Genomic DNA, 12435 nt, shown 5'->3' with positions numbered 1-12435 from the left:
GACGTTGCGCGCCGCTAGCCGTCCCACGGGTCGCGCGTGCCCCAGAACGCTTCGGATGCGTCTTGGGTGGCGGGCTGCGTCGCGGCGACGTCGAGGGCGGGTACGTCGCCGAGGCAGGCTGTGTCGAACGGGTCGCTGGGGTCCGCCAGGAACCCACCCAGCCAGCGCATGGTGCACCGCTCGCCGTCGGCGCGCTGCGTGAAGCGCGGGGAGGCGTGCCCACCGTCCGGCAGCACGAGCGTGTGTACCTGCGCGCTCCCGAAGCGCGCCTCGACCGCGGGCAGCAAGTGCTCCGGGGTGAGCGGGTCCAGCGCGCCCTGCACCAGGTGCACTGGCCCCGTGTAGGCGTCGATGTCTCCGCGCTCCGTACGGTCGTCGAAGTCGTCCGGGAACTCGGCCCGACGCCGCGCCAACACGACCATGGCGCCGTTGTCGAACAGACTGGCCGCGGCGAGTGCCTCGAGCTCGGCGGGGCTGGCGGAGACGTGGTACAGCCCGCGGTAGATCGCGGTCCAGTTGAGCAGCGGGTTGAAGCGCGGGGACGTCGGCGGCGGTGGCGGCGCGCTCGCGAGCGCGGCCCGCAGCGCACGCTGGTCACCGTCCGAGCAGCGCTGCACGCGATGCAGCAGCGGTGCGATCAGCGCGCGCTCGCGCGTGCCTTGCAGCAAGCGCGAGAACAGGGCCTGTAGCTCGTCCAGCCCCACCCCCAGGGTACCCGCGCAGCCGACACCCAGAACGGCGTCCGCGTGGACCTGGTCGGCCGCCGCCTGGACGCCCCCGGGGAAACGCGCGGCACACACATCGTCGGCCTCGCAGCGGTCCAGCAGCGCGCGCCCGGCCGCGTCGAACCACGCGCCGATGTGCTCGAAGTCGGCGTCCAGGTCTCCCACGGCGTCCATGTACGCGCCGTGGAACAGCCCGGGCGCCACCTGCAGCGTGCGCTGCAGCCAGATGGTCCCGTACGACCCGCCGAAGATGCGCGCCGTGCCGGGCGCGACCGGCCGGTGCGCCGTCGCGAGCGCCGCCACATCACGGGCTGCCTGGCGCGCCTCGAAGTGCCGCAGCCCCGCGCCCCACTGCGCGTGCAGCGCGGCGACGCAGCTGGGCTCGTCCGTGGCGCCGGGGCACTGCAGCGTCGTGCCGTACGCGTTGCCCCGGTGCGTGGGCACCACCAGCTCGAACCCTGCGCCCAGCACCGTGTCGACGAGCTCGCCTTGCGACAGGCCATCTCCGGGCTCGCCCGGTCCCCCGTCCAGCGCCCACAGCTGCCCTCGAGGCGCGCCGTCCGGCAGGAAGCGCCGGGCGAACACCGTGATGGTCTCCCCCGTGGGCTCGTCCCAGTCGAGCGGCACCGTGACGTGCGCGCACTCGGCCCGCTCGGCGCCAGGCACGTCCGCAGGGCACGCGCGCCACGCGACGGACTCCCACCCGAGCGGCTGCGGGCGCAGCGGGGCCGACGCACACGCGCCGGAGGCGAGGACGCTCAGCAAGACCGCGCGTCGCAGTGCACGCTCCGCCCAGCAAGGCGCGCCGTGGCAAACACCCGAGGGACGCCCGCGGTCCGTCCCTCGAAGGGGCCTCGACACGTGCGCCTGCGTCCCCGAGCGCACGTCAGCCTCGCCGGCCCGCGCCATACTCGCGCTCGAAGGCGACCTCGGCGGCGTCGAAGCTGCCGTGGGCATCCAGGTACTCGCGCGCGCCTTCGTGGTGCTCGCGCAGGTAGAGCGAGCCGCGCCGCCCGAACTCCTCCTTCACCCACTTGGCGAAGTAGTGCTCCTCCTTGCCGCGCAGCGAGTCCGCGCGGTACGCGTCCGTTGCCTGCAGCAGCACCCCCGCCAAGCGGTCGAGGCCCATGCCCTCCGTGGCGCTGACCCGGTGGATGGCGATGTGGTCCCCGTCGAAAGGCCGCGCCAGCGCCATGCTGCTCTTCAGCGCTTGATAGCTGCGCCGCGCGGCGTCCACCGCGTCGCACTTGTTCAGCACGATCTCGTCGGGCACCTCCATGATGCCCGCCTTGAGGAACTGGATCTCGTCGCCGCCCATGGGCTGCACCACGAGGTACACGCGGTCCGCCAGGAAGCGGATGTCCACCTCGCTCTGGCCGATTCCGACGGTCTCGATCAGCACGCAGTCGAACAGGCGGTACAGCAGCCGGCACACCTGGAAGCTGCGCGGCGACAGACCGCCCAGCTCGGTGTCGCTCGCCTGGCTGCGGAAGAACAGGCGCGTGTCCCCGGTGGCGAAGCGCACGCGGGTGCGGTCGCCCAGCAGCGCCCCGCCCGAGAAGCGGCTGCTCGGGTCCACCGCCAGCACGGCGAAGCGCAGGTCGCTGCGGGTCTCGTGCATGCGCCGCGCGAGCTGCCCCGTGAGCGTGCTCTTGCCTGCGCCGGGGGTGCCCGTGATGCCCAAGAACGTGGCCCGCCGCGCGCGCGGGTGCGCATCCAGCGCGGCCAGCACGGCCGCCCGCTGGGGGACGGCCTCGGGGCGCTGGTCTTCGAACAGCGAGATCAGCCGCGCGGTGCTGAACTTGTGTGCGTCGAGCGCCGCGTCGATCCACTGCGCGTGCTGCTCGCTCAGCCCCGCGCCCGGCGCCTGCTTCTGTCCGTCACCGGGCATGCGGTGCGGCTCACTCGGCGGCGCTGCGCTGATGGCGCGTCTCCAGCAGCGTCACGATCTGCTCCATGATGTCGATCAGCTCGTAGTCGGCCGGCGTGAACACGCGCGCGATGCCCTTTTGCTGCAGCGTCGCAAAGTCGTCGCGCGGGATGATGCCGCCGAAGACCACCAGCACGTCGTCCGCGGCGCCCGCCTCACGCAGGCCGCCCATCAGCTGGTCCGCCAGCTCGAGGTGGCTGCCGCTCAGCACGGACGCGCCGATCACATCGGCGTTCTCCTCGACCGCGCTCTCCACGATCTGCTCCGGCGTCAGGCGGATGCCCGAGTAGATCACGTCGAAGCCCACGTGGCGCGCCGACACCGCGATGACCTCGGCGCCGTTGCTGTGCCCGTCCAGACCAGGCTTGCCGACCACCATGCGCGGGCGGTGACCCAGCGTCTGCACCAGGTCGGTCACGCGGCGGCGCAGGGCCTCGACGCGCTCTCCCTCGAGCGTCAGGCGCTGCCCCTCGATGCCGGTGGCCGGGCGGTACTCGCCGAACACCTCGCGCAGCGCGTCGGCCCACTCGCCCGTCGTCACGCGCGCGAGGGCGCACTCGATGCTGGGCTCCATCATGCTCTCGCCGCTCTTCGCGGCCGCCTTCAGCGCCTCGAGCGCCTGCGCCACGCGCGCCGCGTCGCGCTTCTTCTTCGTCGCCTCGAGCCCGGCGCGCGTCTCGTCCGCCTCGCTCAGGTCGATCTTGAATACGCCGCCGTCCTCGCCGCCCAGCAGGGGCGAGGGGATGCCGTCCTGCCACTTGTTCACGCCCACCACGGTGAGGTCACCGGTGTTGATGCGCCCCATGCGCTCGCTCATGCTGCGCACCAGCTCGGACTTCATGTAGCCGCTCTCGATGGCTGCTTTCACGCCGCCCATCTCGAGGATCTTCTCGATTTCGGCGTACGCGGTCTCCTTGAGGGACGCGACCTTGCTGGCGATGACGGGGCTGCCGTCGAATAGGTCCGGCATTTCGAGCAGGTCGTCTCGTACGCGAGATCTGTTGCAGGCGGCGACCACTGCTGGTCCCACGGCGCGGCGGCGAGAGCGCCTCGTTCCAGGCGGGGAGCTGCAGCGCGCGGCAGCGGGCGTTGCGGCTGAGGGTCACGCCCAGCGTCTCGATCAGGATGCGCCAGGCGTTGTTCTCCGGCTGGTTCTCGGTCAGGCCCAGCGAGTTCACCTGCACGCCGTAGCGGAAGCGCCGCATGCGCTTGTCCGCGACCTTGTAGCGCTCGGTGGTGATCTCCTCCCACATCTCCGCGAACGCGCGCATCTTGCACATCTCTTCGACGAAGCGGATGCCGCTGTTCACGAAGAAGCTGATGCGCCCCACGGCCTGCTCGAACTGCTCGGGCGTGAAGTGCCCGCGCTCCTTGAGCGTGTCCAGCGTGCCGATGGCGTTGACCAGCGCGAAGGCCAGCTCCTGTCCTGGCGTCGCGCCAGCCTCTTGCAGGTGGTACGAGCAGATGTTGCTGGCGTTCCAGTTGGGCACCCGCTCCAGGCACCACTCGTACATCTCGGCGATGATGCGCAGGCTGGCCTCGGGCGGGAAGATGTACGTCCCGCGTGCCAGGTACTCCTTGACGATGTCGTTCTGCGTGGTGCCGCGCAGCAGCTTCTCGTCCGTGCCGCGCTCGCGCGCCAGCGCCACGTACAGCGCCAGCAACCACATGCTCGTGCCGTTGATGGTCATCGACGTGTTCATCCGATCGAGGGGGATCTGATCGAAGAGCACGTGGAAGTCGTCGAGCGAGTTGATGGGCACGCCCACCTTGCCCACCTCGGGCCGCGCCAGGCTGTGGTCCGAGCTGTAGCCACACTGGGTGGGCAGGTCGAACGCGATGGAGAGGCCGGTCTGGCCCGCCTCCAGGTTCTTGCGGTAGAGCTCGTTGGACGCGCGCGGGCTGCTGTGACCGGCGTACGTACGGAAGATCCAGGGCGTCTCGCGGTCGAGGACGTCGCCGGCCTTGGTGACCAATTGGTGGGCCTTCGGGCTCATGATCTGCTCGCTTCCGGGGCTGCGGGTGGGTCCGCGCCTTGTTCCACGGAGCGTGTCACGTGGCGTGGGGTCGCGGCCAGGGGAGGGACGTGACGCACGGCGACAGCGGATGCCGCTGCGCGTCATGAGTCGAACGCTAGTGCGCAGGGGAGGGCCTGTCAATTCGCGGCGACGCCGGACGAATGGTGAAACGCGTTGCATTTCAGGTGCTTCGCCTTGCCGTTGGGGCTGCCCCACCGACCATCCGGGCGCACGCTCCGGATGCGCACCAGGCAGAGGGCGGGGCGCGAGTGGGGCTGCTACGCTGTGGGCGCTCCGCATGCGCGCGCGCTTCTGCTTCAAGGTCTCGCCCATCGACCCGTCGCGTCGAGACTTCGAGGCGCACTTCATCCCGGCCGACGCGCTCGTCCGAGCCGATGGCCGCGTGCGTGTCCGGCGGCTCCTGGACGCGTGGTGGCGCGTTCGGTCACCCACGCCCTACGACCTCTGTGGCGGTCTGCTCTTCTGGTCCACCGTCGGTCCGTGGGGTTTCGCCGAGGACCAGGCGGACTTTCTGCCGGTGACCCTCGACTACGTCAGCTACGCCGGGCTGTGGTTCGAGGCGGCCGCCGAGATGGGAGAGTGTGCTTCGGGCGAGCGCACGCTCCACATCCACGGCGCGCACCTGCTGCTCACCTGGCGCGACGGGGCGGGCACGCTGCGCTGCGTCCATCCGTCCGAGCTCGCGCCTCTCGAGTTCGAGAGTCTGCGTTTCGTCTCCGCCGTGCGAGAAGCCTCGTCGTTCTATCAGCAGGTGCGCGGTGAGCTCCTGCGCCAGCTGGACTACGCCTGGAACGACCCGCCCCGGCGCCCGCACGTCGGCGCGATGCGGGCCGGGCTCCCTTCGTACGAAGGACAGCACGGGCGACTGCTCGCGCTCCCCTGAGACCGAGACGTCCAACGACGCCGCGTGACGCGGGACACGAGCGGTCCATGGCGACACCGCACGTCCGCCGCTTGCGGACCCGCACGGTCACCGATACGGTGAGCCCCGCGTGTGCTCGGGTGCATGCGCGAGCGCGCTCCCGGCGACGCTCTCGACCCTTTCGAAGGAGCTGTTGCGTGCCGACATTCGACGTCGTGTCCGAGCTGGATCTGCAAGAAGTGAAGAACGCCCTGGACCAGGCCCAGAAGGAGGTGGCGCAGCGCTTCGACTTCAAGGGCACGGACGCGTCGGTGGAGCTCAAGGACCAGACCATCGTCATCCGCGCCAACAGCGAGAACCGTGTGGCCGCCGTGCTCGAGGTGCTGCACGGCAAGCTGGTGAAGCGCGGCGTGTCGCTGCTGGCGCTGGACGCGCAGCCCATCAAGGCGGTGGGCGGAGGTGCCAGCCAGCAGGTCATCAACCTGAAGCAGGGCATCGACAAGGACGGCGCCAAGAAGGTCGTGAAGGCCCTCAAGGACAGCAAGCTCAAGGTGCAACCCAGCATCCAGGGCGACGTCGTCCGCGTCAGCGGCAAGAAGCGCGACGACCTCCAAGAGGCCATCGCCTACCTGCGCGGGCAAGACCTCGAGATGTCGCTCCAGTACAAGAACTTCCGCGATTGACCTTCGGCCGGCGTGGCCCCCAGAAGCTCGCTCATGACCCACTCCTCCGTGAGACACGCGACACCCGTGAGCCCCACCCGGCATCGGTCTGCTCGGCACCCGCGTCGCCTCGGCTTCGCCGCCGGGGCCGGGGCCCTCGCGCTCGCGCTCCTGACGTGGGCCTCGCTGCCACTGGCCGCGCGCGCTCAGGCTCAGGAGGAGGTGGCCGGTCGCCGGCACCTCAACGTCTCGCGCTGGCCCCTGCGGGATGTTGGACAGCGAGGACGCCTACGACCCGTCGCTCGGGACCAAGCTCACGGTGCGCGCCGGGTACGCCATCGACATCCTGGTCATCGAGGGGCACGCCGGCTTCCAGCAGTTCGGCGCCCGAGACCCCTTGGGCTCCGGGCGCGTCACGGCGTACGGTCCGTTCGTCGGCTTCGGCGCGCGCCTGCGCTTCGAGGTGAACGAGACGCTGGTGCCCTACCTGATGGGCGGTCTCCGGCTGAGCTGGTGGGGCAACGAGCTGGACCGCACGCTGCGCTTCTCGCCCACCCTGGTGTCGCAGCTGGGCATCGAGATCCACCTGCGCGGCAGCCGCGACTGGATGATCCACGCGGGCGCCGACTTCGATGTCCACATGCCCGGCAAGGCGTTCGAGCAGCGCGCGTTCGGCGTGGGGCCATACGTCGGCGTGGGGCTTCGGATCTGACGCGCTCGCCTGCCTTCGGCTGCACCGCGCGTCCCTCCCGTCCAAGCAGCACGGGCTTCCGTCCGCCGACCACACTGTCGCCTGGGGAGCGGCCCGCGCAGAGCCTGGCGCGGCAGCGCGGATGGTGGCGCAGCGCATTCCTGCGCCACCCGAGTGGCCGGCTGTGATACGCCAGCAAGCCTGATGCCCGTCGCTCGCCCGCTGGTCGTGCTCGCCCTCCTCGCCAGCCTCGCGCTCACGCTGCGCCCCGTTGTTGCGAGTGCCCAAGACGACGCGCCGGCGGCGGCCCAGGCGGACGCGACGCCCGAGCCCATCTCGCTCACGGCGCAGCGTGGCGCGCCCGAGTCCACCGTCACGCAGCGCCTCACCAGCGCGTTCGGTCTGTTTGCGTTCGTGGGCCTCGCGTGGCTGATGTCCAGCGATCGGCGCCGCATCCCGAGGCGCATCATTGCGTGGGGCCTCGGCCTGCAGCTCCTGTTCGGTCTGTTCGCGCTGAAGACGCGGGTGGGCCTGGCGCTCTTCTCGTTCCTGAACGACGGCGTGGTCGCGCTGCTCGGTTACACCGACCGCGGCACGAGCTTCCTGTTCGGCGCGTACACCACGGACCTCTGGGTGGGGGCTCAGCCGGGGGAGGCTGGGACCTTCCTGGCGCGCGCGCCGCTGGCGCTCAAAGTGCTGCCCACCATCATCTTCTTCTCTGCGCTGATGGCGGTGCTCTACCACGTGGGTGTGATGCAGCGCATGGTCGCGGCCATCGCCTGGGTCATGCAGCGCACCATGCGCACCAGCGGCTCGGAGACCCTGTCTGCGGCCGCCAACATCTTCGTGGGACAGACCGAGGCGCCGTTGGTGGTCCGTCCGTACCTCGACGCGATGACCCGCTCCGAGCTGATGGCCATCATGGTGGGCGGGTTCGCGACGGTGGCTGGCGGCGTGCTGGCCGCCTACGTCGGCATGCTGCAGGCGTACTTCCCCGACATCGCGGGCCACCTCATCGCAGCCAGCGTGATGAGCGCGCCGGCTGCCTTGGTGATCGCGAAGGTCATGCAGCCCGAGACCGAGACCTCCGCCACGGCATCTGGCGTGGACCTGACTCTCGAGAAGGTCGACGCGAACGTCATCGAGGCCGCGGCGCGGGGGGCGTCGGAGGGGCTCATGTTGGCGCTCAACGTGGGCGCCATGCTGCTCGCCTTCGTGGCGCTGGTGGCGCTCGCCAACGCGCTGCTGGCCGTCCCCTTCGACGCCTACAACCATCTCACGGGGGCGAGCGCCACGGCAGTGACGCTCGAGCAGATCCTGGGCGTCGTGTTCTGGCCGGTCGCGTTCCTGATGGGTGTCGACGTCGGGGAGTGCGGTCTCGTCGCGGGGTTCTTGGGCGAGAAGATCGTCCTGAACGAGTTCGTGTCCTACCTGCACCTGGGGGAGACCCTGCGCACCACGCCCGAGGCGCTCTCTCCGCGCTCGGTGGTGCTGGTCACGTACGCGCTCTGCGGCTTCGCGAACTTCAGCTCGATCGCCATCCAGGTGGGCGGCATCGGGAGCATCGCGCCGAGCAGGCGCGCGGACGTGGCGCGGCTCGGTCTGCGGGCGATGATCGGCGGTGCGTTGGCGGCGTGCATGACGGCCAGCGTGGCGGGCGCCGTTTAGAGCGCGATGCTGGCGAGTTTGGCTTGTCCGAAGGCCCGCAGGCGGCGTTGCTCCTCCCCGCCGATGCACGCATCGACTCGTCGTCGCGCCTTGCCTGCAAACCTGTCGATGGGCCGAGCAAGACAGTCCTCCCCCTTGTGGGGAGGACTTTTCCGAGTGCCCGGCGGTAGCCGGGTGCTCGAAAGGATGCTGCCCCGGACTTCAGTATTGAAGTCCGGGGTGCCCCTGTTTCAGGATGGTCTGCCGTTCTGAGACAGCTCCTCAGTCCGAGGTGCCCATGAATAGGGACTCGTGGTGTCTCTGAGACGGCCTCTGAGAGTTCGGGTCAGCAACCTCAGGTGATCGCGATCCGCCCGGACATCACTGTGCGGGCGGGGCGGTGGGGGCACCCGGGGGCGGGACCGGGGCGCCGGGAGGCGGGACCGGGGCGCCGGGGGCGGCCGCGGGGGCCGGGGCGGGCGCGGCCGTGCCCGGGGGGCCAGCCGTGATCTGCAGGTTGTAGTCACCCGTCTGGCCCGCCGTGTTGCTGTTGGCGCGGACGATGAAATTGCCCGAGGTCTCCGCCGTGTGCGTGAGCGTCACGACGTGTGTCCCCGGTTGTGAAGCCAGCTGCTGGGCGTTCGACTGGTTGGGCGAGAGGATCCACACGTAAGGGTCGAACTGGGGGGCGCTGAGCACGGCCGTGATGACCCAGCCCTGCTGCACACGGATGGTGTAGTCGTCCTGCAGCGAGCCGTCCGTGGAGTTGATGTCATCACCGGTGGCAAGGCTCCCGTTGTGCGTCTGGTTGACGGGCTCGGGCGGTCCGAAGAGGCCGCAACCGGAGAGCGCGAGGGCCGTGAGGGCCACGAGGGCGCAGCCGGAGATGCCGTAGCGGGTCTTTTTCATCGTGTCTTCCTGGGTCGGACGGGCCATGCCCGTGTGGATGTGCGCGTCAGCGTACCCCGAAGTCGCGCCGAAATTCCATGCACTGTGAACTTCCGCGCTCGAACTCGCGGCACGTGGTGCCCCGCAGCGCGTAGATGCGGCAGGCGTTGTCGCTGGCTTCGGTCCCGAGGTGCACGCAGCTGCCGTCCGCGTGTGTCGCGAAGGCCACGAGGCCGAAGTGTCCTGGCTGGATCGCGTCTGCGATGTCTGTGCGGCCGAGCTCCTTCCAGCGCAGCAGGTCCTCGGGAGGTATCAGGATGCGCCCGTCGTGGCCGGTGCGACAGCAGGCCCCACAGGTGAGGCAGTCGAGCTCCGCCGGGTCGTCTGCGCTCATCGGTGCAGCCGCCTCCCGAGGCCCTCGAGGTCCACCGCGGCCAGCAGCTGCAGGGCGTGGTCCCGTCGATCGGCGGGCCAGACGCGCAGCTGGGCCAGCACGCCGCCAGGCAGCATCACCTGAACGGCGCTCTCCGCGTCAGCGCGCGTCCACGTCAGCAGCGCGTCCTGGCCCGCCACGCGTTCGGCCCGCACCAGCTCGTCCAGCGTATCCGACTCCAGCATCCGGGCCGCGTAGAAGCCTTGAGCCAACACCGCGGCCATGCGCGCGTCGAACACCTCGATGACGACCTCGCGCTCACCGTCCAGGTACTGCTGCCGGGCGCTGGGGATGTGCACCTCGTTCACCTCGGCGTGGTTGCGCTCGGTGACGCCGCTGCGCTCGTAGGGCCCGAGTCGCTCCGGGAACAGGGTGTCCAGGTCGCCGTATGGCATGCGCCCGCTCGGCGTCTGACGCGGCCCAGGCGGGATCTCCGGGGGCTCGTCGGGGGGCGCGGGCGGCCCCTCGCTGCACCCGATGGCGCTGAACGTGAGCAGCAGCGCGAGCCCCGCGTCGACTCGTCGCCGCGCCCTGCCCGTGGACGAGCGTCCCGAACGGGACCCTCGCGGCGCTCCTGCCCCACGCTCTCGCACCGTCTCGGAGGAACCCATGTGCGCAGTATGTCCGCCCCCGTCCCTCGGTCGAGCGGCACGTCGAGAATCGCGCGGGCTCTCGATGGGTTGCGCAGGGCGGCCAGGCGGCCAGGCCCCGCGTTGGCATGCCCTTCCGATCCGCGCCATGCTGGCCGCCAGACATGCGATATCTCTGCGTTCACTGCGATCACCGTTTCGACCACGAGGGCACCGAGCCTCCCAAGCGCTGCCCCTCCTGCATGCGCAAAGGAGGGCTCGAGGCCCGCGAGGAGCCGAAGGCGAGCGCAGCGTCCGGCGAGCGCAACGTGTGGGCGCCCGCGGCGGCGTTGCTCGCGGTGGCGTTGCTCGGAGGTGGCTATCTGTTGATGAACCGCAGCGCGGGGACCCCCGCCGTGGCGGGCGACGTCCCCATGCATCCGCTGTCGCGCACGGAGCTGCAGGGGCACCTCGCGGCGCGTGACGTCACGCCCGAGCCCTACGTGGGGTTCTTCAGCGCGAACGACGCCATCACCCACCTCGGGGAGCAGGGGACGGAGGGCAAGTCGGGGGCCCTCGAGAAGGCCCGTGGCGTGGTCGCGCTGCTGCGTGAGCGCGCTGCCGCGGGGGCGTTCGTCGCGTGGCCAATGGACGTCCCGCGCGAGACGGCGCCCAAGCTTCCGTCCGCCGTGGCGGACGACCTCGACGAGGCGGACCAGCACCTCTATCCGCTCGAGGTGGCGGGGGCGGCCGTGGCGGCGCTGCGCTCGGCCGGCGTTCCGGCGATGCTCGCCGAGGCGTGGAGGTTCGAAGGCGACCGTCGGCCCCCCGACCCCTCAGGGCAGATCGGCTACTTCGTGGTGGCCGTCTACGAAGGCGAGCCCGGAGTCGGCGACCCCACGTACCTGGACCCCTACGGGGGCCGCACGAGCGCGCCTGCCGAAGGGGCGGTGCGGGTCCTCGACGACACGCAGGCCGTCGCGGCCATGATGAGCCTCGACGCGCTCTACAGGAACGTGCATCAGCATGACGGCCCACGCGCCATGCAGCGCGCCGAGCACGCACTGCGTCTGGATGGTCGCGCCCCGTATGCGCGCGGCGTCCGCGCTGCCGTGTTGCTGAGCAGCGGCTCGCACGAGGAGGCCATCCGCGAGCTCAGCTCCGCCGCCGAGATCCGGGCGGACGCACCGCGGCGCCTCTCGCGGGCCGGTGTGCTCATCGCCACCAACGACTTCGATGGCGCGAGCCGCGAGGTGGCGGCAGCGCTCGAGGAGTTCCCCGACTACGCGCTGGCGCACGCCTTCAACGGCCTCATCTATCTCCAAGGCGGAGAAGACGGGCGCGCGCGAGACGAGCTCGAGGAGGCGCGCCGGCTCGAGCCGGGTTTGCAGAAGCTCGCCGTGTGGTTCGCGATGTTGGAGCTGGAGACGGGCAACCCGGGGGAGGCCGTGCGCTACGCGCGTCAGGCGCTCACCCAGGCGGGGCTCGACCCCCAGGCGCACATCCAGGTGGCGCAGGTGTTTCGCCAGGCTGGCGACTTCGACGCCATGCGACGTGCAGCTCGTCGTGCGGTGGAGCTCACGCCGGAGTCCATGCGCGAGCGGGTGAGCGCGCTCATCTTGCAGATGCTCGGGCCCACGGCGCTCGAGGAGCCTATCGAGGACGACGAGCTGGACGAGCTCGAGGACGACGCGCTTGACGAGGACTGGGAAGACGACGAGTTCGAGCTGGGCTCCGGCCTGAGCCTCGACGGCGTGCCCGGGGTCCCGGGTCTCGGTGGCGCGCCTGGTCTCGGAGGAGCGGCTGGCAGCGGTCCCTCGCTGCTCTCGGACGACGAGCGCGAGAGCCCCATCCAGCACGGCCAGCCCGGCGATCCCACCATCCTGATGGGGGACCCCAGCAGCTTCAGCCTCGGCGGCGGCTCGCTGCGGCTCGACCTGGACGAGTAGGGCCGACCGCGTTCGCAGCTGGCCTGCAACGCGCTACCGA

At 70.8% G+C, this 12435-nt stretch carries 10 protein-coding genes and 1 pseudogene; 5 read left to right on the top strand and 6 right to left on the bottom strand.

Annotated features, from left to right (window positions below; translation table 11 throughout):
* Positions 1-14 precede the first annotated feature (14 nt).
* The 3 genes and pseudogenes from H6726_06210 to H6726_06200 all read right to left on the bottom strand — a co-directional run bounded on the left by H6726_06210 (position 15) and on the right by H6726_06200 (position 4652).
* Positions 15-1490 carry a hypothetical protein gene (locus H6726_06210; protein ID MCB9657229.1) on the bottom strand — a complete coding sequence of 492 codons (1476 nt, stop codon included), beginning with the start codon at positions 1488-1490 and terminating at the stop codon, positions 15-17.
* 121 nt (positions 1491-1611) lie between these two features.
* The gene (locus H6726_06205) at positions 1612-2616 is read right to left on the bottom strand and encodes a protein kinase (protein ID MCB9657228.1); all 1005 of its coding nucleotides are present in this window, start codon (positions 2614-2616) and stop codon (positions 1612-1614) included.
* 10 nt (positions 2617-2626) lie between these two features.
* Positions 2627-4652 (bottom strand): annotated as a pseudogene (locus tag H6726_06200) (protein meaA).
* 319 nt (positions 4653-4971) lie between these two features.
* Here H6726_06200 and H6726_06195 point away from each other — a divergent pair.
* The 4 genes from H6726_06195 (at position 4972) to H6726_06180 (ending at position 8577) form a co-directional block, all read left to right on the top strand.
* A complete protein-coding gene (locus tag H6726_06195) occupies positions 4972-5577 on the top strand; it encodes a hypothetical protein (protein ID MCB9657227.1) in 606 nt (201 codons plus the stop codon).
* Positions 5578-5753: 176 nt separating this feature from the next.
* A complete protein-coding gene (locus H6726_06190; protein MCB9657226.1) occupies positions 5754-6239 on the top strand; it encodes a YajQ family cyclic di-GMP-binding protein in 486 nt (161 codons plus the stop codon).
* 247 nt (positions 6240-6486) lie between these two features.
* Positions 6487-6930, top strand: coding sequence for a hypothetical protein (locus H6726_06185; protein MCB9657225.1), 444 nt, complete (start codon positions 6487-6489; stop codon positions 6928-6930).
* 183 nt (positions 6931-7113) lie between these two features.
* Complete coding sequence (locus tag H6726_06180) at positions 7114-8577, top strand: NupC/NupG family nucleoside CNT transporter (GenBank protein MCB9657224.1); 1464 nt, start codon at positions 7114-7116, stop codon at positions 8575-8577.
* 360 nt (positions 8578-8937) lie between these two features.
* Here H6726_06180 and H6726_06175 read toward each other — a convergent pair whose 3' ends face one another.
* The 3 genes from H6726_06175 to H6726_06165 are packed head-to-tail and all read right to left on the bottom strand — an operon-like array spanning position 8938 to position 10488.
* Complete coding sequence (locus H6726_06175; protein MCB9657223.1) at positions 8938-9465, bottom strand: hypothetical protein; 528 nt, start codon at positions 9463-9465, stop codon at positions 8938-8940.
* Between the two features lie 46 nt (positions 9466-9511).
* Positions 9512-9838: a YkgJ family cysteine cluster protein gene (locus H6726_06170; GenBank protein MCB9657222.1), complete on the bottom strand. Its 327-nt coding sequence runs from the start codon at positions 9836-9838 to the stop codon at positions 9512-9514.
* Positions 9835-10488, bottom strand: coding sequence for a hypothetical protein (locus H6726_06165; protein ID MCB9657221.1), 654 nt, complete (start codon positions 10486-10488; stop codon positions 9835-9837). Before H6726_06165 ends, H6726_06170 begins: the two co-directional genes overlap by 4 nt.
* A gap of 143 nt (positions 10489-10631) precedes the next feature.
* On the opposite strand from H6726_06165, the gene H6726_06160 reads away from it, so the two are divergent.
* Complete coding sequence (locus H6726_06160; GenBank protein ID MCB9657220.1) at positions 10632-12395, top strand: hypothetical protein; 1764 nt, start codon at positions 10632-10634, stop codon at positions 12393-12395.
* The last annotated feature ends 40 nt before the right edge of the window (positions 12396-12435 follow it).

It is taken from the genome of Sandaracinaceae bacterium, from assembly GCA_020633055.1.
Taxonomy (GTDB): Bacteria; Myxococcota_A; Polyangia; order Polyangiales; family Houyiibacteriaceae; genus JADJJE01.
Note: the sequence above shows the minus strand (reverse complement) of the source record. Positions and strands in the feature narration are given on the sequence as shown.

What these genes read in the sequence shown, in the direction of transcription:
- H6726_06205 (MCB9657228.1), bottom strand. Translation starts at nt 2,616, where the DNA reads ATGCCCGGTGACGGACAGAAGCAGGCGCCGGGCGCGGGGCTGAGCGAG.
- H6726_06195 (MCB9657227.1), top strand. Translation starts at nt 4,972, where the DNA reads ATGCGCGCGCGCTTCTGCTTCAAGGTCTCGCCCATCGACCCGTCGCGT.
- H6726_06185 (MCB9657225.1), top strand. Translation starts at nt 6,487, where the DNA reads ATGTTGGACAGCGAGGACGCCTACGACCCGTCGCTCGGGACCAAGCTC.
- H6726_06180 (MCB9657224.1), top strand. Translation starts at nt 7,114, where the DNA reads ATGCCCGTCGCTCGCCCGCTGGTCGTGCTCGCCCTCCTCGCCAGCCTC.
- H6726_06175 (MCB9657223.1), bottom strand. Translation starts at nt 9,465, where the DNA reads ATGAAAAAGACCCGCTACGGCATCTCCGGCTGCGCCCTCGTGGCCCTC.
- H6726_06170 (MCB9657222.1), bottom strand. Translation starts at nt 9,838, where the DNA reads ATGAGCGCAGACGACCCGGCGGAGCTCGACTGCCTCACCTGTGGGGCC.
- H6726_06165 (MCB9657221.1), bottom strand. Translation starts at nt 10,488, where the DNA reads ATGGGTTCCTCCGAGACGGTGCGAGAGCGTGGGGCAGGAGCGCCGCGA.
- H6726_06160 (MCB9657220.1), top strand. Translation starts at nt 10,632, where the DNA reads ATGCGATATCTCTGCGTTCACTGCGATCACCGTTTCGACCACGAGGGC.